Raw genomic sequence first — 22735 nt, 5'->3', positions numbered from 1 at the left:
CTCACGGACGCCATCGCCGGCAAGCCGTGCTCCTACGAAGGGTGTTACAAACCGCGCAAATCGCGCTCCTCAATCGGCCGGCTCTGGCGCAGGCGCTTGCCGCCCAACACTACCCAGTCGATCAGACGGAACAGGCATTCCAGACCGAACGACAGCAACATCGCCCCGCTCAGCCCCCAGCCCATGGCTTCAGGCGTCAGCAACAGCTGGTAGCTGTAGCCATTCCAGGTTTCCTTGCGAATATCCGGGTCAGCCGCCAACACCACCTGCAAGACGCGGATGTACCACGGGCCTTGCATGGCCTGGAATTGCTTGTCCAGCGCCAATTGGCGAGTGAGCAAGGTGCTCAGGCTGTCGGCATCGCTACGAAACACCGGGTCGTCACTGGCACGGTAATGAGCAACCAATGCTTGCAGATCGCCCTTGAAGAACTGCTCGGCGGTGCCTTGAAAACCCCGCAAGCCGGTCTGCGCTTCGATCAGGTGCGCCTCGACCCGCTTGGCGTAGTCGTTGATGAAACCCGGCACCTGCACACCCACCAACAGGCCGATCGCAAACAACACCAGCCGCAAATAACTGAGCAACATAGAAAGGTGTTCCTTATTCGGTCTTGCCCTGGCTGACGCATTCACCGCGTCGCCACAGGCTCCATTGGCCCGGTTCGTAACGGGTCCAGGTTTCGTTTTCGGTCAGGGGTTCGGTGGCAATGACCGTCACCACATCGTTGGGGGTGGTTTCGGCCTGGAAGTCGACGATGACGTCCGCATCCTTCAAGCGTGCCGGACCAAACGGTGCGCGTCGGGTGATGTGCGCCAATTTGCTCGAGCAATAACAGAACAGCCAGTCGCCGTCGCTCAACAGACAATTGAACACACCTTTGCTGCGGTATTCGGCGCACGCCGCCACCAGGCTCGGTAGCAACTGCTCGACTTCAACCGGCTCCGGGAAGGCTTCACGTACGCGGTTGAGCACATCGCAGAACGCCGCTTCACTGTCGGTGTCGCCGATTGGCCGGTAAAAACTGGTGGTTGGCTGAAAGTCGGCGAGTTGGCCGTTATGCGCGAAGCACCAGTTGCGGCCCCACAACTCACGCACGAACGGGTGAGTGTTGGACAGGCAGACCTTGCCGACGTTGGCCTGGCGGATATGCCCGATCACCACTTCGCTTTTGATCGGATAGCGCTGTACCAACTGCGCGACTTCGGACTCACAACTCGCCGCCGGGTCCTGAAACAAGCGCAGGCCACGGCCCTCATAGAACCCGATACCCCAACCGTCCCGGTGCGGGCCGGTTCGACCGCCTCGCTGCATCAGCCCGGTGAAGCTGAACACGATATCGGTCGGTACATTGGCGCTCATGCCCAATAATTCACACATGCCTGGACTCTCGCTTCAATGCCGGGGCAACGTCAAAGACGGGGTTCAACTCGCGAACGCTGGGGGTTGCTCGGAACCGGCGGACGACCATAACGATCATCACCAGCACCGCCAAAGGGCTGGTCATCATCAGGATCGGCAGCCTTGGCAGCGGCTTTCGCGGCGGCCTCCCGCTCCTTGCGAGCATTGGCGGCGCGCTCGATGGGAAAGCGGATCAACGCGAAGATCAGGTAAATGCCGAAGGCGATCATGCTGTACATGACCAGGTCGGAAATCGCGCGCCAGATGTTGTTACCGACCTTGAACAGCAGGTCCAGGGCAGTAATGGCGATGGCCGGGGCGAATTTTTCCTTCACCGGGTCGATAATGGTCGGGCTGAACAACAGCACGACCATGAGCAGACGCAGTGGCTCGCGCAACCAGCGCCACATCCAGCGGGTCAGCCGCATCCACACCAACAGGCAGCCTAAAGCGGCAAAGGCGTAAAGGCCCCAAGCGATCAGATAGTCGTTCTCGGTCATGGTGTCCATGGCAAGGCAGGCAAAGAGGCGCTTATGATAACGGCTTTTCACCGATCAGGCTGCCCCGCTGTCTGTGAAGCCATTTTTACATTACGCCCGAGAATCCTTCATGCCCCTATCCGCCCACGTTTGCAGCGCCCCGATTGCCCACAAGGCCGACGGCGATGACCCATACGCCTGGCTGCAGGAGCGCGACAGCGCACAGGTGCTCGACTACCTCAAGGCTGAAAACAGCTACCAGGAAGCACAACTGGCCGACCAGGCCGAGCTGCGGGAAACCCTGTTCAACGAAATAAAAAGCCGGATTCTCGAAACCGACCTGTCGCTGCCGTCCCCGTGGGGGCCTTACCTGTATTACACCCGCACCGTCGCCGGTGACGAATATGCCCGGCATTACCGCTGCCCGCGTCCGGCTGACGACAGCCTGCTGGTCGACGAAAGCCAGGAACAGCTACTGCTCGACCCCAATGTGCTGGCCAATGGCGGTTTTTTCTCGCTGGGCGCCTTCAGCATCAGCCCGGACCACCAGCGCCTGGCCTACAGCCTCGATACCAGCGGTGAAGAGATTTACACGCTGTTCGTCAAGGAGCTGTCCAACGGCAAGGTCAGCGAACTGGCATTCGACAATTGCGACGGCAGCATGACCTGGGCCAACGACAGCCTGACGCTGTTTTTTGGCGAGCTGGATGACACCCATCGCCCGCACAAGCTGTTTCGCTATCGTCTTGACGGTACCGCCGCCGAAGAAGTCTTCTTTGAGCCGGACGGACGGTTTTTCCTGCACTGCTACCGTTCAAGCTCCGAACGCCAGTTGCTGCTGTCGCTGGGCAGCAAAACCACCAGCGAAGTCTGGGTGCTCGATGCGTCGCAGCCACAGCAAGCCTTCACCTGCCTGGCACCACGGGTTGAAGATCACGAGTACGACGTCGACCACGGCAAGCTCGACGATCAATGGACCTGGCTGATTCGCAGCAACCGCGACGGCATCAACTTTGCGCTGTATCAGGCTGCCGACACTGGGGTCGCGCCAACCGAAAGCGACTGGCAAAACCTGATCCCTCACAGCGACACGGTGATGCTTGACGGCATGAGCCTGAATGCCTCGGCCATGACCCTGAGCCTGCGCGAAGGCGGTTTGCCAATCATCGAAGTTCACCCGCAAGGCCTGCCCGCTTACCGCGTGCAACTGCCGGACGCGGCCTACAGTCTGCATGTGCAAAACAGCCTGGAGTTTGCCAGCGACAAGATCCGTCTGCGTTACGAGGCGTTGAATCGCCCGGCGCAGATTCGTCAGCTCACCCTCGCCAGCGGCGAACAGAAAGTCCTCAAGGAAACCCAGGTGCTCGGCCCTTTCGACGCCGATGCCTACGTCAGTCAGCGCCTGTGGGCGACCGCGCCCGATGGCACACAGGTGCCGATCAGCCTGGTGGTCAAACGTGAAATGCTCGGCAAGCCAACGCCGCTTTACCTTTACGGCTACGGCGCCTACGGCGAAAGCCTCGACCCGTGGTTCTCCCATGCGCGCCTGAGCCTGCTCGATCGCGGCATGGCCTTCGCCATCGCCCACGTGCGCGGCGGCGGTGAGCTGGGCGAAGCCTGGTATCGCGCTGGCAAGCAGGAACACAAGCAGAACACCTTCAACGACTTCATCGCCTGCGCCGAACACCTGATCGCCAATGGCTTCACCACCTCAAAACAACTGGCCATCAGCGGCGGCAGTGCCGGTGGATTGCTGATCGGCGCGGTGCTCAACCAGCGCCCGGAACTGTTTGCGGCGGCGATTGCCGAGGTGCCGTTCGTCGATGTGCTCAACACCATGCTCGACCCGGACCTGCCGCTGACCGTCACTGAATACGACGAGTGGGGTAATCCTGAAGAGCCAGCGGTTTATGATCGGATCAGGGCGTACGCGCCGTACGAAAACGTCGGCGCTCATATCTATCCGGCAACCCTGGTGATCGCCGGCTACAACGACAGCCGCGTGCAGTATTGGGAAGCGGCCAAGTGGGTGGCCAAGTTGCGGGCGACCAAATCCGACAATAATCTGTTGCTGCTCAAGACCGAACTGGGTGCCGGTCATGGCGGGATGAGCGGGCGTTATCAAGGATTACGTGACGTAGCCCTCGAATACGCATTTGTTTTCAAGGTATTGGGAATCGCCTGAGGAACTCTGTAAGGCGTATGGGTCTTAAATGTGGGAGCAGGCTCGCTCCCACAAGGGATTGGCAATTACCCAAAAAACCCGAACCGGCAACACACAAGAAAAAGACTGTGATGACATGTCAGAACCGACCCTGTTGAACAAAGAAATTCGCGACTGGCTGATGGACTGCGGCCTGTTCGATCAACTGCAACTGGCCGATTTCACGGCGGCTGCCGGCTACTTCAGCATCAGCACCATCGCCGAGGGCCAGGAGATCTTCCACGAAGGTGATGCCGGCAGCTTCATGTGCATCATTCACTCGGGTCAGGTGGCGGTGCAGAAAACCAATAGCGACGGCAAGCCGGTGACGATCGCAACGCTGCGCAGCGGCCGGGCATTCGGCGAAATGGCCGTCCTCGATGGCGAACGGCGCTCGGCCAGTTGCGTGGCGGCGAGCAATTGCCAACTGCTCAACCTGGGCAAGGACTCGCTGGAAAAGATGCTCAACGACGCACCGAAAATCGCCGCGAAGATCATCCGCGCCATTGCCGTGTCGCTGTCCAAACGCCTGCGCATGGCCGACGGCCAATTGCTCTCGCAACAGATTTAACCGCCGGGAGATTTGTTTTTTTGCTGAATCTGCTCAAGCCCCGGCAAGGTCTGGTCCTTGGGCGGATTGGGCATTTCGATCGGTGGCAACAACGGTTCACCGCCGCTACTGCTGCCGACCTTGGGTACAGTGGTCGGGGTAATCTGCGGGTATGGCGTAGGGGTTGCGGTGCCGGGTGAACCGGGGGCCGCTGACGGTGCAACAGGGACCGTTTGCAACTCTTGCGCCTGCGCTGCACTTATCGAGAGCGCGGCCAACACAATGACCGTTAGAATGGTGCACTTCATCAATGGCTCCGTTGCCCTTGCTTGTTGCCTTAAGGCTACTCCCAACCGCGCAAGATTGCCCTTCTCAATGCCGGTTTCTCCTCCCTGATGCCAGTTTCCCTCCTTTAAAGAGAGCCCCATGAAACGTTTCGTTCTGCTCGACACCACCCCGATCCCCGAAAACGGCGGTGCCCTGTGCCTGTTCGAGTATGGCGAAGATTTCGTCATCAAGATCCAGGGCGGTGACGGCGGACAATTGATGAACACCCGCATGCACGGCTCCGAAGACGCCCTGGCCGAGATTCCTTGCCGCAAGGTCGCCGGCCGGCCGAATTCACGGGTGCTGATCGGTGGCCTCGGCATGGGGTTCACCCTCGCTTCGGCGCTCAAGCACTTGGGCAAGACCGCTGAAGTGGTGGTCGCCGAACTGGTGCCAGGGGTGGTCGAGTGGAACCACGGGCCGCTGGGCGAGAAGTCCGGGCGACCGCTGCTCGACCCGCGCACGGTGATCCGCATGGATGACGTGGCCAAGGTCCTGCAGGCCGAGCCGCAAGGTTTCGACGCGATCATGCTCGACGTCGATAACGGCCCCGAAGGCCTGACCCAGAAAGCCAACAGCTGGCTGTACTCGGCCGGCGGCCTGAGCGCCTGCGCCAAGGCCCTGCGCCCCAAAGGCGTGCTCGCGGTGTGGTCGGCCAGCGCTGACCGGCAATTTTCCGACAAATTGAAAAAAGCCGGCTTCAAGTCCGAAGAAGTGCAAGTCTTCGCCCACGGCAACAAAGGCACCCGACACACGATCTGGATTGCCGAGAAGCTCAAGGGCTGAGCTAAACTTGCCTCATAACCTCATTAGTCTTTTTTACAAAGGTGAACCCATGAGTTCGTCAACGCCTCCCTCCAACACGGCCAAACTGGACCGCATCCTCGCCGACGCCCAGCGCGACCGTGAAATGGGTTACCGCGACAAGGCCCTGAAGATGTACCCGCACGTCTGCGGACGCTGTGCCCGCGAGTTCTCCGGCAAGCGCCTGAGCGAGCTGACCGTGCACCACCGCGACCACAACCACGACAATAACCCGCAGGACGGCTCCAACTGGGAGCTGCTGTGCCTGTACTGCCACGACAACGAACACTCGCGCTACACCGACCAGCAGTACTTCGGCGACGGCTCGCTGAGCACGCCGAAAATCGCCAAGGCAACGCATAACCCGTTCGCCGCGTTGGCCGGGTTGATGAAAAAAGACGACTGACGTGCAAAGTCCCGAACGTCATCGGATTTTTTCAAACTCGGTACCTACCGCAAGCTGCTTGTATTCAACATGAAACTTTCATCAGAAAGTCTGGCAACTTTTATTGGCAAAATTGGACACCCGGTAATGATCTTTTCATTAGGTAACCGAAATGTCCCGTATTTTGACGATAGAAGACGATGCCGTGACGGCCAGGGAAATTGCAACCGAGCTGCAAAGCCACGGATTTGAAGTGGATTGGGTGGACAATGGCCGTGAAGGCCTGGTGAGTGCCGTCAGTGGCAATTACGACCTGATCACGCTCGACCGCATGCTCCCCGAGCTTGATGGCCTGGCCATTGTCACCACGCTGCGTGCCATCGGCGTGGTGACGCCGATTCTGATGATCAGTGCCCTCTCCGATATTGACGAACGCGTACGCGGCCTGCGCGCAGGTGGCGACGATTACCTGTCCAAGCCGTTCGCCACCGATGAGATGGCAGCGCGTGTCGAAGTGCTGCTACGGCGTAAAAGCCCGGTCGGAAAGTTCGAAACCACCCTCAAAGTCGCCGACCTGGAACTCAATCTGATCAGCCACGAAGCCAATCGTGCCGGTCAGCCGCTGAGTCTGCTGCCTACCGAGTACAAACTGCTCGAATTCATGATGCGCAATCCGGGACAAGTTCTCTCGCGGATGATGATTTTCGAAGAAGTATGGGGTTATCACTTCGACCCGGGAACCAACCTGATCGACGTGCATATCGGGCGCCTGCGCAAGAAGATCGATCCTCCCGGCCTGACGCCCCTGATCCGGACGATGCGAGGCTCGGGCTATGTCATTGCTGACCCCCTCTAAAGGCTGGAGCTCTTCGACCAGTCGCTTGCTGGCGCTCTACAGTACGTTGTTCGTGATCTGGAGCGGTGTCCTGATGGGCGGACTCTATTACGAAGTTTCCGGCTACATGAACCGTCTGGCCAAACACTCGTTGATGCAGCGCCAACACCTGCTCTCGCGTTTTCAAGGCGATCAACTGATCGAAGCGCTGACCACCAGCATGCAGTTCGATATGCCGAACGTGGATGCCTTTGGGGTATTCGACAGGCAAAAAAAACCGCTGAACGGTGCGATCCGGAAAATCCCTGCACAACTGCCGCTGGACGGTCATATTCACGAATTGAACAGTTGCGTAGATTCCGACGATCCGGCGCTGCCGCAGTCCAGTTGTTATGCCATCGCAACCCACATCCAGAATGACCGGTGGCTGGTACTGGTTCGGGATAACGGTTCATTACTCGCCGTCACCCTGATCATTTGGCATGCGCTGCTCTGGGGTATTTCCTTGACCATCATTCCCGGTATCGCGGCCTGGCAACTGTTGCGCCGCCGCCCACTGCAGCGGATTCGAGCGATTCAGGCCAGTGCGCAATCCATTGTCGCCGGCAAACTGACCCAGCGCCTGCCGCTGTCGGATCGACGCGACGAACTGGATATGCTCGCGGCTATCGCCAATGCCATGCTGGAACGCATCGAGCGGTTGCTGAATGAAGTCAAAGGTACATGCGACAACATTGCGCATGACTTGCGCACCCCCCTCACCCATATACGGACACAGCTCTACCGTATTCAACAACAAGCCAGTGAAGGTTCGCCGCAAGCCTTGCACATGAACAAGGTCATTGCCGAAGCCGATACGTTGATGGCGCGTTTTCGCGGCCTGCTGCGCATCTCTGAACTGGAAGATCATCAGCGTCGCTCCGCGTTCATCCAGTTCGATCCAATGACGTTGTTGAAGGAGGTTCATGACTTCTATTCGCCGCTTGCCGAGGAGCGCCAACTCACCCTGCTGTTGCAGCTACCGCAATCGCTGCCGTCCCTGGACGGCGACCGGGCACTGCTGTTCGAAGCGCTGGCCAACCTGCTGAGCAATGCGATCAAGTTCACACCGCACGGCGGTGAGGTCATCCTCAAGGCCGTCAGTCATGACGGCAGCACACGGATCGAAGTGTTGGACTCCGGCCCGGGAATTCCTCCCGCTGAACGAGAGGCGGTATTCCAGCGGTTCTATCGCTGCGACAGCACTCACCAGCAGAACGGCTTCGGACTGGGGCTATCGATTGTTGCAGCGATCATCGATCTGCACGGGTTCAGACTGAAGGTCGGAACCCGTGAGCATGGAGGCGCGCGGCTGATTCTGGATTGTCATTCCGGTTAGATCCGGTTCGGGCAAAGCCTTAGTGTGCCGACCTGTCCAGTTTCAGTAGCGCACGACGGCCCCCTGGAAGGGTTTACCCCGGCATGCATCTAAAGTCGCCAGTCTGCGCGACTTGCTGACCGTGGGAGTCCTCCAGACGTGCACTGACTTCCTGCCCCAGGCTCGACTCCACCAGTGTGTAGTGTTCGCCCGCCTTGAATTGGTTGTAGCGGACCTCGCCTTGGCAGTCCTGCTGGTTCGAGTCACCACTAGGGATCTCGAACAGCGTCACGGCCAGATCATGAGCACCGGGGGTCACTTCGAAAAAGCGTCCGTCATCGATACGTTTGCCATCCACCCGTTCTGCCAACATGTCATTGGGCGCCTCATCCCGAAGCCCGATCCAGGCCATGCCCGGATCAGGTTTTGGCATCGGACCGGCACAGGCGGACAACAGACAGGCCACGCTCAGGCCAGGAATCAGCAGCAGTTGTTTAAGTGTCATCGAATGACTCTCTCTCATGTAAAAAACACAGACCCCGGCATGCCTGCAGGTCAATCAGCAATCGTTGGAAAGCTGGCCTACAAACACTTGAAGCGGTCGCTTTGCGCGACTTGCTTGCCGTGGGAATCGACCAGGCGGGCGCTGGCGGACTGCCCCTCGCTCGACGTATTTATCTGGTAATGCTCACCTGCCTGAAAGCCGCTGTATTGAAGATGCCCCATGCAAGTGGGCTCAACCGAGTTGCCATCTGCCCCGGTCAGCAGCGTCATCTGCAGACGATGAGCGCCAGGCTTGACCTCGAAATAGCGACCATCGTCGACTCGCCGGCCATCAACCCGATCCGCCAGCAAACTGCTGCTCGAGGGTTGTTGCAGAGCAATCCAGGCATCGCTCGGATCGGACTTGGGGACCGGCCCCGCACAGGCAGACAACAGGCAGGCCAGGCCAAGACCTGGAATCAGTAACAGGGGTTTGAATGTCATTGAAAAAAACCTCGCAAATGACAGCCGATGTCGTCGTCAGGGTTGAAAGCAGCCCATCGGCTTGAGCATCAGAGTGACGAGACAGGCAGGTGCAGACAAATGAATCCAGGTGAAAGGATTTTCAGGAAATCGGTAAAAATTTCTTCATCCCTATGAAGGCAAATTGTTAGTTTGCAACCGCAAGACTGCCGAGGATTGCAACTCAACTCCTCGGAGGTTTACGGCATGCTCGGGCTGGTAAAGACTGCACTGCTAAAGCCCTACACGTTTATCGTGCTGGCAATTTTCATCTGCATCATCGGGCCCATGGCGGCGCTGCGCACACCGACCGATGTCTTCCCTGACATCGGCATTCCGGTGATTGCAGTGGTCTGGCAATACAACGGACTGGCCCCGCAGGATATGGCCGGACGGGTGATCTATACCTATGAGCGCTCCCTGAGCACCACGGTCAACGACATCGAACATATCGAGTCGCAATCGCTGCCGGGCATGGGCATCGTCAAGATTTTCTTCCAGCCAGGCGTCGATATCCGTACCGCCAATGCCCAGGTTACGGCGGTGTCACAGACAGTCCTGAAACAGATGCCCCCGGGGATTACCCCGCCGCTGGTCCTGAACTACAGCGCCTCCACGGTGCCAATCCTGCAGATGGCGTTCTCCAGCCCGACCCTGTCGGAAGCGAAAATTCGCGACCTGGTGCAGAACAGTATCCGCCTGCCACTGACTTCGGTCCCGGGCCTGGCGATCCCCACCCCCATGGGCGGCAAACAGCGCCAGATCACCCTCGACCTCGACCCTCAGGCGCTGGCCGCCAAGGGGCTCTCGGCCCAGGATGTGGGTAACGCGTTGGCGGCTCAAAACCAGATCATCCCGGTGGGCACCGCCAAGCTCGGCCCCAACGAATACACAGTGCTGCTGAACAACAGCCCGCAAGCCATCGACGAACTCAACGACCTGCCGATCAAGACGGTCGACGGCGCGCTGATCACCATCGGCCAGGTGGCCCACGTGCGTGACGGCTCACCGCCACAGACCAATATCGTGCGAGTCGACGGCCGACGCGCCGTGCTGATGCCGGCCTTGAAGAACGGCAACATCTCCACCCTGTCGATCATCGACGGCATTCGCCAGATGCTGCCGCGCATCAATGAAACCCTGCCGCCATCGCTCAAGACCTCGTTGCTGGGCGACGCTTCAGTGTTCGTCAAACAATCGGTGGGCAGCGTAGCCCGGGAAGGCATCATCGCCGCCTTGCTGACCAGCGCGATGATTCTGCTGTTTCTCGGCAGCTGGCGTTCGACCCTGATCATCGCTGCCTCGATTCCGCTGGCGGTACTGTCGGCCATCGCCCTGCTGGCCGCCAGTGGCCAGACCCTGAACGTCATGACCCTTGGAGGGCTGGCGTTGGCGGTGGGGATTCTGGTGGACGATGCCACGGTGACCATCGAGAACATCAACTGGCATCTGGAACAAGGCAAGGCGGTGAAGACCGCCATCCTCGACGGTGCGAAACAGATTGTCGGTCCGGCCTTCGTGTCGCTGCTGTGTATCTGCATCGTGTTCGTGCCGATGTTCCTGCTCCAGGGCATCGCCGGATACCTGTTCCGGCCGATGGCCCTGGCGGTGATCTTCGCCATGGCCAGTTCGTTCATCCTCTCGCGGACGCTGGTGCCGACCCTGGCGATGTTCCTGCTCAAACCCCACGTGCCCGAGCAAGGTCCGGGGCATCACCCGGAAGATGAATTCATCAATCATCATGAGGGAGAACATCACCACACGCCTCGGCATCCGTTGCTGCAAGCGCTGCTGAATTTCCAGCAGGGGTTCGAACAGCGATTTTCCAACCTGCGAGACACCTACTACGGACTGCTGGAACTGGCTCTGGAATACCGCAAGCGATTCCTGCTGGGGTTTCTGGCCTGTGTCCTGGCTTCCTTTGCGCTGCTACCGAGCCTGGGCCAGGACTTTTTCCCGGCCACCGACGCCGGTGCGCTGTCCTTGCACGTGCGTTTGCCGCTGGGCACGCGGATCGAGGAAAGCGCTGCGGCCTTCGACCGGATCGAAGCACGCATTCGCGAGATCATTCCGGCCGAGCAACTGGACACGATCGTCGACAATATCGGTATCCCGCTGAGCGGCATCGACATGGCCTACAGCAACAGCGGCACCATCGGTCCCCAGGACGGTGACATTCAAGTAACCCTCAAAACGGAACACAGCCCCACCGCCGACTACGTGAGGCGGCTGCGCGAGGCCTTGCCCGAAAGCTTCCCCGGCAGCCATTTCGCTTTTCTGCCGGCGGACATCAGCAGCCAGATCCTCAACTTCGGCGCACCGGCGCCGCTGGACGTGAAAATCTCCGGCCCCAATAGCGATGCCAACCGGGCCTATGCGGTGGAACTGGAGCGACGCCTGCAACATGTGGCCGGTATTGCCGACCTGCGAATCCAGCAGTCCACCGGTTATCCGTCACTGCAAGTCAAGGTCGACCGACTGCGGGCCAATGGCCTGGGCATCACCGAACGAGACGTGACCAACAGCATGGTCGCCTCGCTGGCCGGCAGCTCCCAGGTCGCGCCGACCTTCTGGCTAAACCCGGCCAACGGCGTGTCGTATGGAGTGGTCGCGGCCACCCCGCAATATCGCCTGGACAGCCTGCCATCGCTGGAAGCCTTGCCGGTCACCGGCAGTGACGGTCGCTCGCAGATCCTCGGCGGCCTGGCGAGCATTTCCCGGGTGCAGAGCGAGGCGGTCGTCAGCCACTACAACGTCATGCCGACCCTGGATCTGTACGCCAACGTGCAGGGCCGTGACCTCGGCGGCGTGGCCAAGGACATCCAGAAAGTTTTGGATGACACCGCCTCCTTGCGACCCAAGGGTTCGGTGATCAGCCTGCACGGGCAGATCGACGCGCTGCATGAAGCCTTCAGTGGGCTGAGCTTCGGCTTGCTGGGTGCGGTGGTGCTGATTTATCTGCTGATCGTGGTCAACTTTCAGTCCTGGGTCGATCCGTTCGTGATCATCACCGCCCTGCCCGCGGCGCTCGCCGGGATTGTCTGGATGCTCTTTCTCAGTGGCACCTCGTTATCGGTGCCGGCACTGACCGGGGCAATCCTTTGCATGGGGGTGGCTACCGCTAACTCGATTCTGGTCGTCAGCTTCTGTCGCGAACGCCTGGCGGAACACGGCGATGCCCTCAAGGCTGCGCTGGAAGGCGGCTACACGCGCTTTCGCCCGGTGTGCATGACGGCCCTGGCGATGATCATCGGCATGCTGCCGCTAGCCCTGTCCGAAGAACAGAACGCGCCACTGGGCCGCGCCGTCATCGGCGGCCTGATCCTCGCGACCACTGCCACTCTACTGTTCGTTCCGGTGGTGTTCAGCCTGGTCCACGGACGTCAATCTCGCACTATTGCTGAAGAAAACCTTGCTGGAGAAAGCTCTCATGTCGCCTGATCAAAAACCTTCGCGCAAACGCCTGATGCTGGCGGGTATCGGAGGCCTGACCCTGGCCGCGCTGCTGGTCGCCAACGGCCTGGCTGCCCACACCCGCCATGAAAAAGCCGTTGCCGCCTGGACCGAAACGGCGGCCATGCCCTTAGTCAGCGTGTTCCAGCCGCAACAGAACGTGCATGGCGACAGCCTGCGTCTGCCGGCGCATCTGGAAGCCTGGAGCAAGGCACCGATTCATGCCCGGGTCAGCGGCTACCTCAAGGACTGGAAAACCGACATTGGCACTCAGGTCAAAGCCGGGCAGATCCTCGGAGAAATCGACAGCCCGGACCTCGATCAACAAGTCGCACAGACCCATGCGCGGCTGATCCAGGAGCAGGCCAACGCACGCCTCGCCGAAACCACTGCAACCCGCTGGCAAAACCTGCTGGCGACGCATTCGGTGTCGCGTCAGGAAGCTGATGAAAAACGCTCCAATGCAGCAGCAGCCAGGGCCAACGCTCAGGCAGCCGCCGCCGATTACGCCCGGCTCTCGGCGCTGGAAGACTACAAAACCATTCGCGCTCCGTTCGCCGGGACCATCACCGCCCGCAACACTGACATCGGCCAGTTGATCAAGGCTGACAGCGACAGCGATCCGGAGCTGTTCGACATCGCCGACACCCATCAGCTGCGCCTCTATGTGCCGGTGCCGCAGAACTACGCCAGCGTGATCCGTCCCGGCATGCAAGCCGAATTGATTGTGCCGGAACACCCCGGCCAGCACTTCAGCGCCAGGCTGATCGGTGACTCCACCGCCGTCGACCGCCGCTCCGGGACCTTGCTCGCACAGTTTGTCGCCGACAATCCGGACGGGGCGTTGCTGCCCGGCGATTATGCCGAAGCCACTCTGCAGATTCCGGCCGACACCCATGGCGTGAGCATTCCCGCCAGCTCGCTGATCTTCCGCGCCCAAGGCACTCAAGTGGCAGTACTCGACCCGGATAACCATGTGCACCTGCGCGAGATTCATATCGGCCTGGACCTGGGCGAGCGCCTGGTCATCGACCAGGGCTTGAAGCCTGCCGACCGCGTCGTCGACAACCCGCCGGATGCGTTGCGTGAAGGCGATTCCGTACAACTGGCCGACGCTGGGGGTTCTCATGCGCCCAAGGCTTGAGCCTCTCGCCGCAGTGCTGGCCATGGCGCTGGCCCTGCAGGGCTGTTCACTGGCGCCGACCTATAAGGCGCCGCCGATCGACTTGCCCGCGCAATACCGCGAACAGACCAGCGACGGTCCCTGGCACATGGCCAAACCCGCCGAACAGCTGTCTTCGCAATGGTGGCAGTTGTACCAGGACCCGCGTCTGGACAACCTGCAACAGCAGCTGCTCAAGGCCAACCCGGACCTGGCGGCAGCCCTCGCGCACTTTGATGCGGCGCAGGCTTATGCCGGCCAACTGCATGCCGGGCTGTTCCCACAGGTCACCGCCAGCGCGCAGCCGCTGCGCCAGCGCCAGTCGGACAACCGACCATTACGCGGGGCCAGCCAACCGTCGGTGTACAACAGCGATACCGCAGGCTTTGCACTGAGCTTCGATCTCGACCTGTGGGGGCGGATTCGCAACCAGGTGGCCGCAGGCGATGCCCAGGCCCAAGCCTCTGCCGACGACCTCGCCGCCGCTCGTTTGAGCCTGCAACGTCAACTGGCAACGCTGTATGTCCAGCTCAATGGCCTCGATGCCCAAGGCAAGATCCTCGCCAGTTCTCTCGATGATTACGGCCAGGCATTGCAACTGACCCGTGACCGCTATCAGGGAGAAATCGCCTCGGAACTCGATCTGACCCGAGCCCAGAGCCAACTGGCCGAGGCCAAGGCACAACTGGACGATGTCCGCGCGCAACGCAATCTGACCGAACATGCGATCGGTGAGCTGGTTGGCCAACCGGCCAGTGATTTCCATCTGGACGCAAACAGCCAGGCCCTGAGTCTGCCATCGATACCCGGCGCGCTTCCGAGCACCTTGTTGCAACGGCGCCCGGACGTCGCAGCAGCCGAGCGAAGAGTCTTTGCCGCCAACGCCAGCATTGGTGTCGCCCGAGCGGCCTGGTACCCGGACTTCAGCCTGACGGGGCTGCTCGGAGGGCAAACCGCCGGCAGCGGCAATCTGCTGGCTGCCGGCAACCGCTATTGGGCGCTTGGGCCGTTGGTCAATCTGCCGATTTTCGACGGCGGTCGCCTGGATGCCAACGAGCGTCAGGCCAAGGCCGAATTTGAAGAAGCGGCCGCCCATTACCGCAGTCAGGTGTTGCGAGCGGTACGCGAAGTCGAAGACAACCTCGCGCAAATGCGTGACCTGCAGCGTGAGGCGGAGGATGAGCAGGCAGCCGTACATGCCGCGCAAACGACTCAGACCTTGGCCATGAACAGCTATGAAGCCGGAGCCGTGAACTATCTGGACGTAGTGACCGCACAAACCTCTGCCCTGCAGGCACAACGACGTTTGCAGGATCTGCAGACCCGGCAGTTGCAGGCGAGCGTTGGATTGGTCGTGGCGTTGGGTGGCGGTTGGAGCAACGGCAGCTGACCGACAGTCGAGATTGACGCTGTATGCACCGGCCCTATCGCGAGCAAACTCGCGAGAGCCATTGCCCACGCACCGCCAATCTCGAAACTGACCGTTCCCACCCAATCCCCGTATAATCGCGGTTTTTCTCGAAGGGCACCCCGCTCGTGGCAAACAAACGGTACAGCTGCATCGGTTTGTATAACCCCAAATCACCGGAGAACGTCGGTTCGGTGATGCGCGCCGCCGGCTGTTACGGCGTGGCGTCGGTGTTCTACACCGGCAAGCGTTATGAACGCGCCCGTGACTTTGTCACCGACACCAAGAAAATCCACCACGACATTCCGCTGATCGGCATCGACGACCTGAAGAAAATCCTCCCGCTGGGCTGCGTCCCGGTGGCGGTCGAGCTGGTCGATGGCGCCCGTTCGTTGCCCGAGTACACCCACCCGGACCGTGCGCTGTACATCTTCGGGCCGGAAGACGGTTCGCTCGATAAAGAGATTCGCGAGTGGTGCGAAGACGTGGTCTACATTCCGACCACCGGCTGCATGAATCTGGCCGCCACCGTCAACGTGGTGCTTTACGACCGTATGGCCAAGGGCAATAACACCCGTTCCGGTCCAAAATTTCGCTGATACGCTGAGCGCGGCATGGAGCAAGGCGGCCGACTGCACAGTCAGCTGTATAGCCATTGCCCCTGAGGAGACAGATCATGAGCGACATCAAACGCGTAGAACCCACGCCGTTCCAGACGCAGCCAACGCAAAACGTCCAGGGCTGGGAACGCATCGTGAGCACGGCCGGCGGTGTAGTGATGGTCGGCAAAGGCCTGCGCCGTGGTGGCGTGTTCGGGCTGATCGAGGTGGCGCTCGGCGGTGTAGCCCTGGCCCGCGGTATCACCGGTCACAGTTCGGCAAAAAGTTTCTTCGAAAAAAGTCGTCAGGACCTGAACAACATTCGTTCGAAAATCGAACGGGCCGGCGCAGAGCTCAAAACCCTGAAAACCAATGCCGAGGCGGCAACCCGTACCGCGACGGTGACGGGCAATGATTCGCTGAAGTCGCCCAAGGCCGGGGTTTGAGAAACACTGCAAAACCCTGTGGCGAGGGAGCTTGCTCCCGCCGGCCGGTCCGCGCTCGGGCGAAGCAGTCGTAAATTCGACTTACACGGTTTATCTGTAAACCGCGTTTACCGCATTCAGGACCGCTTCGCGCTCCAGCGGGAGCAAGCTCCCTCGCCACAATTGCGCTTGACTCAAGTTATCTGAGCAACTCGGTGTCCAGCACTTTCGACGGCTCACCGATAATGCTCTCGGCCAGCACCACAAACTCTTTGGTACTCACCCGCCCGAGGTCCATGGCGCCGCGCAACATGTCGTCCAACGAACGCTTGTTACGGGTTTTCAGGCGAATTTCGCGGTCCAGTTCCTGCAACAGCAACACCGCTTTGGCGAGCTGTGCCGTGCTGAGCTGATCGCCGCGCAGGGTGCTGACATGATGGCTGGCCTTGGTCATTTTATCTTCCAGCACCTGATAACGATCATCGCTCATGCCGCCGGCACGGCGCAGCAGTTCAATCGCGTAGTACTCGGCAAAGCCTTCATTGATCCAGTCACTGCGATCACTGTCCTTGATTCGCCCCAATACCTGGGCCAACTCACGGAGCAACGGGCTGCTGCCGCTTTCGCTGACCAACGGCAAATGACTGTGCAGATAAATCGATTCGTGCCCGGCCAGGCTGCCGCGCCACATCGGGTCGGCGGCCCCCACAATCAGCAGCTTGCCGGGATGACGCGGATACAGCGCCTGCACTTGCGGCCAGACGAAGGTCAGCAGCGTCAACACGTCCATCCGGTGCATGCCCTGCCCTTGCGGCGAGGCGACCGTGACTTCGGTTTCGCCCAGGCGTGTGCGACGACTGCCCAGGTTGCCGGCGAGCATCCAGCCCGTAGGCCGGTCGAGCCGTCGAGCAACGTTGTCGATGCGAAAGCGGTTCTTGCCGACCCGCGGCCAGGAAGTCTCGACGCTTTTCCAGCCTTCCGGCAATTCGAACTCGAGACGCGATACCAGCTCGACACCGTCCTGCTGATCCAGGCGCGCCGCCGGGACCAGGTCGTCGCCACGCATCAACGCCCAATTGGGCGTCATGCGGGTATCGAAACTGGAATTCTTGAAGGTGTGACTGATGCGTACCCGGTAGGTCAGGCTGGCCTTGTCAGCGCCCGGATGCCAGACGCCACGCGCTGCGTTGCCCGGCATGAGTTGCCACTGACCATCGGCCTTGAAGTCGCTGTACTGGCTGCCATCGCCCAGATCAAAATCCAGGCTGTGCACCGCCGAGCCACGTGCCAGGGTCAAGCGCACTTCAGCCTGATCGCTTTGCGGCAATAATCGTACGTGGTAATCGAGATCGACTTTTTTTGCCGCCCATACCGGTGAACTCAGCACCAGCAACGACAAAACCATCGGCAGCTTCAACCCAACAGCCATACACACTCCTTCGTGACTTGCTCGTACTACGACAGGTGCTTAACCCGCCCGAAAAATCAGATGATCTTCCCAATCATCCTCAGCCACGCTGCCTTCGGCGAGCATACGCCCGGACTGGGAAATGCGCTCGTGGTGCACGGCATCCCGGTCGCCGCAAACCAGGTGATGCCAAAGCGGCAAGTCCTTGCCCTCGCTGACCAAACGGTAACCGCAGGTCGGCGGCAGCCACTTGAACTGATCGGCCTTGCCCGGCGTGAGCTGGATACAGTCCGGTACCGAGTCGCGACGGTTCGCGTAGTCGGTGCACTGGCAGGTTTTCAGGTCCAGCAGTTTGCAGGCGATGCGCGTGTAGTAGACGCTGTTGTCTTCTTCGTCCTCAAGCTTTTGCAGGCAGCACAGGCCACACCCGTCGCACAACGACTCCCACTCCTCTTGATCGAGTTGTTCGAGGGTTTTGCGTATCCAGAAAGGTTCGACTTTGGCGGCCATGGCTCAAGCATCAACATCAGGTGGTGAAAAGGCCGCCAGTCTAGTGCCCCCGCCCCTGCGGGCCAAGTGCTGGCGACTGCCGGTAGAACAGAACTTGTCAGTTATGCCGCCACGAAGTAGCTTTGCGAGTCGCAACGACCCATGCCAAGGTGCCATAAACGCTCTACCGCGTTGCATTCAGGGCAATTGCCCCGGGTCTGAAAAACCTCACTGCCCAGCTCCACTGCGCGCGTCGGTTTTTACTCAACTTTTCCTTCATAAATGTAGTCAGGAAACTCGTCCATGAGCGCTAATCCCCGCGTTGCCGAATATGCCATTCACCCACAGTTCACTGATCGCTGGTCGCCGCGCGCCTTCACCGGTGAAAGTATCCCTGAAGAAACCCTGCTGAGCTTTTTCGAAGCGGCTCGCTGGGCACCGTCGGCCTACAACTCGCAGCCATGGCGTTTTCTCTACGCGCGCCGCGATACGCCGAACTGGGAGCGTTACCTGGGTCTGCTGAACGAGTTCAACCGCAGCTGGGCGCAACACGCCTCGGCCCTGGTGATCGTGATCTCGAAAACCACCTTCACCGCGCCAGGCGCCACTGAAGAAACTGCCGCGCTGTGGCACACCTTCGACACCGGCTCCGCCTGGGGCCATTTGGCCCTGCAAGCCTCTATCAGCGGCTGGCACACCCACGGCATGGCCGGTTTCGATCAGGAACTGACCCGCAAGGAGCTGAATATTCCTGAAGGCTACGCGCTGCACGCGGCAGTCGCGATTGGCAAGCTGGGTGACAAGGCGACGCTCGCCGATTACCTGCAGGCCCGGGAAGTCCCAAGCCCGCGTCGCCCGCTGAGCGAGCTGGCGGCTGAAGGCGACTTCACCCTCTGAGGCTGAAATCACACCTGTGGCGAGGGGGCTTGCCCCCGTTCGACCGCGAAGCGGTCGTAAACCCGAGAATGCGTTCTGTCTGACAAAACGCAATTACCGGTTATGGGGCTGCTTCGCAACCCAACGGGGGCAAGCCCCCTCGCCACATTGAAACTCGATACGACTAATAACCCCGTGTGAAATCCACTTCGCCGCGCAACGCTTCGCCCGCCTGAAACGCCCGCAGATTCTCGACAAACAGCTGCACCATCATTGGCGGTGAGGTAGGTGCCGAGCTGTGGCCGGTCAGCAGCAAGCCCCAGGCGGTCCAGAATGGATGGCGCTGCGGCAACGGTTCCTGACGGCAGACGTCGATCACCGCCCCCGCCAGATGCCCTTCCTTCAGGGCCTCCACCAGGTCCGCATCGACCACCGCCACGCCACGCCCGACGTTGATGAACAAACCGGTCGACTTGAACTGCTTGAACAACGCGGCGTTGTACAGATCGTGAGTGTTCGGCGTATTCGGCAGCAGGTTGACCACATAATCGACTTCACCGACCAGACGCCCCAGATCCTCCAGCCCCGCGACCTCAATGAACGGCGCCTGCTCGCGCGGCGAACTGGCGATCCCGTACAGCTTGACGCCAAAAGGCACCAGGAACTGCGCCACGCTCTGACCGATGTCGCCAGTACCGACGATCAGCACCTTGCGCCCCGCCAGGCTCTGGCCCAGACGGTTGTCCCACTTGCGCTCGACCTGGCTGACCAGTCGCGCCAGCACTTCGCGCTCATGGCCAAGCATGTAGGTCAGCACATATTCAGCCATCATCTGACCGAAAATCCCGACCGCACGGGTCAGCCGATAGTGGCGTGGCAAGCCGTCGGCGAGCAACGGTGTAATACCGGCCCAGGTCGATTGCAGCCACTGAGGCTCATGACCTTGACGCAACAGCGTCGCCAACAGGTCCGGCTGGCCGAGCCATACCGGGCAGTCGGCGGCCATGCTGGCCAGTTCAGCGGAGTCGCCGCTGGTCAGTACCTGCAGTTCAGGCGCGGCCTGTCGCAACAATTGGGCATATACAGCGTGGTCGTGTTCGGCAATCAGAACGCGCATGGTTCAAACCTTCAAAAACAGTGCACAAGGCCGCCGAAGGAGTGTTTCTCCCTCGCTCGCGGCCCTCGCCAAAATTATCAATTCCATTGTTTCCAGAGGCTCTGGACAGAGCCTCTACAGATATCCGTCAAACCGGATCATTACGTCGTAGCAGCTCTTCCGGCAAGTGTTCGATGTACTCGTCTTCAGCCGGCGGCATTTGCAGGTGATAGCCCTGCTTGTCGAGGTTTTCCAGGACCACCGTGATGTCTTCGCGCGAGAGCTTGCGCTCGGGGGTCAACACCAGGTCAAAGGCGTGATGTGGTTTACCGAACGCCAGCAGCAGGTTTTCCGGGACGCGCTCCAGTGCATCGCTTTTGAGCACATAGAGGTACATCTCGTTTTTCTTCAGGCTTCGGTAGATCGAGCAAATACGTTTCAAGGCTGTTCTCCGGCAGTGGCCAGGCAGTCGAGCAGGGCCTGGCCCATCAATTCGCGGCGCCAGCCACGCAGCGAATCAGGCAATTGGTAAGGGCCCTCGGGGAAGCCGCTCTTGAGCAAGGCTTCGAGGGTTTTCTTGCGCAGCATCAGTTCCGGGGCAATGTTCAAGCGCTCAGCTTCGGCCTGACCGAGCGCCCGCAGCCGCTTGACCAGTGCCGCGGCTTCCACCGGCAAGGGCTCCGGCACCGCTGGCGGCCACTGGTCCGGCGGGACACTGCCGGCCTGCTTGATCAAGCCCAGCAGGAACTCACCGTCCTGACGCACGGTGCGCGGGTGCATGTCTTCGATTTTCGCCAATGCCCCGAGATTGTCCGGCTGGGTGCGTGCCAGCGGCCACAACGAATGCTCGCGCACGATGCGGTTGCGCGGCAGGTCGCGGGCACGGGCCTCGTGCTCGCGCCAGGCGCAGAGTTCACGCAGCACGGCGAGTTGCGCGCGGGAAAGTTTCCAGGCCAGCTTGGCTTCGCGATACACCTCGTAAGGGTCGACTTCGCGGCGCAGGTTGGCCACCAGTTCGGCGCCATCTTCCAGGACCCAGGCGTACTTTTCGTCCGACAGCTTCGGCCGCAGATGTACGAAAACCTCCGCCAGATGCACGGCATCTTCGGCGGCGTAGCTGATCTGGGTTTCCGAGAGCGGACGTTGCAGCCAGTCAGAACGGGTCTCACCTTTGGGCAGGTCGATGCCGAGCACCTCCGACACCAGACGCGAGTAGCCCATGGAGAAACCCAGATTCAGGTAGGCAGCCGCCAGTTGCGTGTCGAACAATGGCGCCGGCAGGCTGCCGGTCAAGCGCAACAGGACTTCGAGGTCTTCGCTGCAGGCGTGCAGCACTTTGACCACTGCCGGGTTTTCCAGCAATTGGGCCAGCGGTTGCCAGTTGTCGATCGTCAACGGATCAATCAGGAAAGCCCGCTCGCCATCGCCAATCTGCAACAGGCCGGCGATCGGATAAAAGGTGTCGACCCGCATGAATTCGGTGTCGAGGGCGACGAACGGCAACTGCTGCCATTGGGCGCAAAACTGACCGAGGCTATCGTTGTCGCGAATCCAGTGAATATCGATGGCCACACGGCTCTCCCTTGAAGAATGGCGCGCAGTATATATCGGCCCCGGCGATTTCCGCGCACTGACTGAGCAAGCGCTTGAGCAAAACTCCCGCGGCTCGAGAAGAATAGGACAACTAGTCGGCTTTATGCAGCACGTAGACTCGCGGCAGGTCGCTGCCAGGCAGGGTGTCCAGGTACTTGAGCGTCTTGAAGCCCGCTTGCCGAAACTCTGCCTCAAGTTCGGCCTTGGTCGCCAGTTGATGCGCTTGTGCATCCTCGCCGAACCGCGCACGCAGCTTGAAATACCCGTCTCGCTGTACCGACACGATCAGCGCGTCGCGACTGACCCGGTGAAACTCACGCAGCATCGCCAGGCGATCTTCACTGTTTTCGATATGCTGAAACAACGGCATGCAAAAAATGCAATCCACGGAATTTTCCGGCAAACCGATGGTGAATGCCGAGCTCTGAAAGGTTTTGACCCGTTTGAGCAGCTCGGCCGGATGATGAGTCTGGGCGTGGTCGAGCATTTCCTGGGACGGGTCGGTGGCGAGAATCACCCGGTTGGTATGCTCGGCCAGCACCGGCCAGTTGCCCCCTGCCCCGCAGGCCACATCGAGAATCAGCCCCGGTTCGCCGGCCACCTTGAGTGCGCGCCGCACCAGTCGCTTGCCACGCCACTGCAAAAACCGCTGCACCAGCCCACGGGGATGCGGCTGGAGGCAGACTCGAGCGTGCTCCTGATCGTAGCGTCGAGCACATTCGTGCTCGACTGAGGAAGGGGGTTGCGCAGACATAACTGGCGACTCTTGATAAAGGAAACGACTTACTGGCGACAGGTTATCAAGTTGCGCGTGAAAAAAAGGTTTAATGACGATGCCGGGGCTAGCCTGCAGCTTTTGCTGCGCCGCACGCTGGTTTCACCC

The 22735-nt window shown here is 60.4% G+C and carries 24 protein-coding genes; 12 read left to right on the top strand and 12 right to left on the bottom strand.

Going from position 1 to position 22735, the window contains the following annotated elements; genetic code table 11:
* Nucleotides 1-44: 44 nt before the first annotated feature.
* Genes AC3WK5_RS26930 through AC3WK5_RS26920 form a run of 3 tightly spaced genes read right to left on the bottom strand, consistent with a single transcriptional unit; the run spans nt 45 to nt 1907 of the window.
* Nucleotides 45-587 carry a DUF2937 family protein gene (locus AC3WK5_RS26930; RefSeq protein WP_019692484.1) on the bottom strand — a complete coding sequence of 181 codons (543 nt, stop codon included), beginning with the start codon at nt 585-587 and terminating at the stop codon, nt 45-47.
* 13 nt (nt 588-600) lie between these two features.
* A complete protein-coding gene (locus AC3WK5_RS26925; protein ID WP_103316226.1) occupies nt 601-1377 on the bottom strand; it encodes a class II glutamine amidotransferase in 777 nt (258 codons plus the stop codon).
* A 32-nt stretch (nt 1378-1409) separates the two neighbouring features.
* Nucleotides 1410-1907, bottom strand: coding sequence for a hypothetical protein (locus AC3WK5_RS26920; protein ID WP_054598264.1), 498 nt, complete (start codon nt 1905-1907; stop codon nt 1410-1412).
* A gap of 100 nt (nt 1908-2007) precedes the next feature.
* Here AC3WK5_RS26920 and AC3WK5_RS26915 point away from each other — a divergent pair, with 100 nt between their 5' ends.
* Nucleotides 2008-4062, top strand: coding sequence for a S9 family peptidase (locus AC3WK5_RS26915; RefSeq protein WP_103316225.1), 2055 nt, complete (start codon nt 2008-2010; stop codon nt 4060-4062).
* Nucleotides 4063-4177: 115 nt separating this feature from the next.
* Entirely contained in the window at nt 4178-4651 is a 474-nt protein-coding gene (locus AC3WK5_RS26910) for a cyclic nucleotide-binding domain-containing protein (RefSeq protein ID WP_054598263.1), read from the top strand.
* Here the strand turns inward: AC3WK5_RS26910 and AC3WK5_RS26905 are convergent.
* Nucleotides 4648-4938: a hypothetical protein gene (locus tag AC3WK5_RS26905; RefSeq protein WP_054598262.1), complete on the bottom strand. Its 291-nt coding sequence runs from the start codon at nt 4936-4938 to the stop codon at nt 4648-4650. The genes AC3WK5_RS26910 and AC3WK5_RS26905 overlap by 4 nt on opposite strands.
* 118 nt (nt 4939-5056) lie before the next feature.
* Between AC3WK5_RS26905 and AC3WK5_RS26900 the strand changes: the two genes are divergently transcribed.
* The 4 genes from AC3WK5_RS26900 (at nt 5057) to AC3WK5_RS26885 (ending at nt 8359) form a co-directional block, all read left to right on the top strand.
* Nucleotides 5057-5743: a spermidine synthase gene (locus AC3WK5_RS26900; protein WP_103316224.1), complete on the top strand. Its 687-nt coding sequence runs from the start codon at nt 5057-5059 to the stop codon at nt 5741-5743.
* Nucleotides 5744-5792: 49 nt separating this feature from the next.
* On the top strand, nt 5793-6167 hold the full coding sequence (locus AC3WK5_RS26895; protein ID WP_054596159.1) for a YajD family HNH nuclease: 375 nt from the start codon (nt 5793-5795) through the stop codon (nt 6165-6167).
* 151 nt (nt 6168-6318) lie between these two features.
* Entirely contained in the window at nt 6319-7002 is a 684-nt protein-coding gene (locus AC3WK5_RS26890; protein WP_103316223.1) for a response regulator transcription factor, read from the top strand.
* Nucleotides 6980-8359 carry a sensor histidine kinase gene (locus AC3WK5_RS26885; RefSeq protein ID WP_103316222.1) on the top strand — a complete coding sequence of 460 codons (1380 nt, stop codon included), beginning with the start codon at nt 6980-6982 and terminating at the stop codon, nt 8357-8359. The genes AC3WK5_RS26890 and AC3WK5_RS26885 overlap by 23 nt, the downstream gene beginning before the upstream one ends.
* A 73-nt stretch (nt 8360-8432) precedes the next feature.
* On the opposite strand, the gene AC3WK5_RS26880 is transcribed toward AC3WK5_RS26885, so the two are convergent.
* Both AC3WK5_RS26880 and AC3WK5_RS26875 read right to left on the bottom strand, forming a co-directional pair.
* Nucleotides 8433-8843 carry a PA0061/PA0062 family lipoprotein gene (locus tag AC3WK5_RS26880; RefSeq protein ID WP_054596156.1) on the bottom strand — a complete coding sequence of 137 codons (411 nt, stop codon included), beginning with the start codon at nt 8841-8843 and terminating at the stop codon, nt 8433-8435.
* Between the two features lie 77 nt (nt 8844-8920).
* Nucleotides 8921-9325, bottom strand: coding sequence for a PA0061/PA0062 family lipoprotein (locus tag AC3WK5_RS26875; protein WP_103316221.1), 405 nt, complete (start codon nt 9323-9325; stop codon nt 8921-8923).
* A gap of 225 nt (nt 9326-9550) precedes the next feature.
* Between AC3WK5_RS26875 and AC3WK5_RS26870 the strand changes: the two genes are divergently transcribed.
* The 5 genes from AC3WK5_RS26870 (at nt 9551) to AC3WK5_RS26850 (ending at nt 16411) form a co-directional block, all read left to right on the top strand.
* The gene (locus tag AC3WK5_RS26870; protein ID WP_103316220.1) at nt 9551-12784 is read left to right on the top strand and encodes an efflux RND transporter permease subunit; all 3234 of its coding nucleotides are present in this window, start codon (nt 9551-9553) and stop codon (nt 12782-12784) included.
* The gene (locus AC3WK5_RS26865) at nt 12774-13940 is read left to right on the top strand and encodes an efflux RND transporter periplasmic adaptor subunit (protein WP_103316219.1); all 1167 of its coding nucleotides are present in this window, start codon (nt 12774-12776) and stop codon (nt 13938-13940) included. Before AC3WK5_RS26870 ends, AC3WK5_RS26865 begins: the two co-directional genes overlap by 11 nt.
* Nucleotides 13924-15348 (top strand): efflux transporter outer membrane subunit, encoded by a 1425-nt coding sequence (locus tag AC3WK5_RS26860; RefSeq protein WP_103316218.1) that lies wholly within the window; start codon nt 13924-13926, stop codon nt 15346-15348. The genes AC3WK5_RS26865 and AC3WK5_RS26860 overlap by 17 nt, the downstream gene beginning before the upstream one ends.
* A gap of 146 nt (nt 15349-15494) precedes the next feature.
* Nucleotides 15495-15965: an RNA methyltransferase gene (locus AC3WK5_RS26855; protein WP_019692493.1), complete on the top strand. Its 471-nt coding sequence runs from the start codon at nt 15495-15497 to the stop codon at nt 15963-15965.
* A gap of 77 nt (nt 15966-16042) precedes the next feature.
* Complete coding sequence (locus AC3WK5_RS26850) at nt 16043-16411, top strand: YgaP family membrane protein (protein ID WP_103316217.1); 369 nt, start codon at nt 16043-16045, stop codon at nt 16409-16411.
* 178 nt (nt 16412-16589) lie between these two features.
* Here AC3WK5_RS26850 and AC3WK5_RS26845 read toward each other — a convergent pair whose 3' ends face one another.
* Together AC3WK5_RS26845 and AC3WK5_RS26840 are read right to left on the bottom strand one after the other, a co-directional pair.
* Complete coding sequence (locus AC3WK5_RS26845; protein WP_054596150.1) at nt 16590-17819, bottom strand: hypothetical protein; 1230 nt, start codon at nt 17817-17819, stop codon at nt 16590-16592.
* 39 nt (nt 17820-17858) lie between these two features.
* Nucleotides 17859-18308: a YcgN family cysteine cluster protein gene (locus AC3WK5_RS26840; protein ID WP_054596149.1), complete on the bottom strand. Its 450-nt coding sequence runs from the start codon at nt 18306-18308 to the stop codon at nt 17859-17861.
* A gap of 282 nt (nt 18309-18590) precedes the next feature.
* Here AC3WK5_RS26840 and AC3WK5_RS26835 point away from each other — a divergent pair, with 282 nt between their 5' ends.
* Nucleotides 18591-19184, top strand: a complete 594-nt coding sequence (locus AC3WK5_RS26835; protein ID WP_019692497.1) for a nitroreductase family protein — start codon at nt 18591-18593, stop codon at nt 19182-19184.
* Between the two features lie 163 nt (nt 19185-19347).
* On the opposite strand, the gene AC3WK5_RS26830 is transcribed toward AC3WK5_RS26835, so the two are convergent.
* The 4 genes from AC3WK5_RS26830 to AC3WK5_RS26815 all read right to left on the bottom strand — a co-directional run bounded on the left by AC3WK5_RS26830 (nt 19348) and on the right by AC3WK5_RS26815 (nt 22606).
* Nucleotides 19348-20280, bottom strand: a complete 933-nt coding sequence (locus tag AC3WK5_RS26830; RefSeq protein WP_103316216.1) for a D-2-hydroxyacid dehydrogenase — start codon at nt 20278-20280, stop codon at nt 19348-19350.
* Nucleotides 20281-20407: 127 nt separating this feature from the next.
* Nucleotides 20408-20701, bottom strand: a complete 294-nt coding sequence (locus AC3WK5_RS26825; protein WP_019692499.1) for a YcgL domain-containing protein — start codon at nt 20699-20701, stop codon at nt 20408-20410.
* Nucleotides 20698-21831, bottom strand: a complete 1134-nt coding sequence (gene rnd / locus AC3WK5_RS26820; protein ID WP_054596147.1) for a ribonuclease D — start codon at nt 21829-21831, stop codon at nt 20698-20700. The genes AC3WK5_RS26825 and rnd overlap by 4 nt, the downstream gene beginning before the upstream one ends.
* 112 nt (nt 21832-21943) lie before the next feature.
* Nucleotides 21944-22606: a class I SAM-dependent methyltransferase gene (locus AC3WK5_RS26815; RefSeq protein ID WP_103322129.1), complete on the bottom strand. Its 663-nt coding sequence runs from the start codon at nt 22604-22606 to the stop codon at nt 21944-21946.
* Nucleotides 22607-22735: the final 129 nt, after the last annotated feature.

The sequence above is a fragment of the Pseudomonas sp. FW306-02-D09B genome (assembly GCF_058782685.1).
The sequence above is the reverse complement of the archived record's forward strand: the minus strand, read 5'-3'. Positions and strand labels throughout refer to the sequence as shown.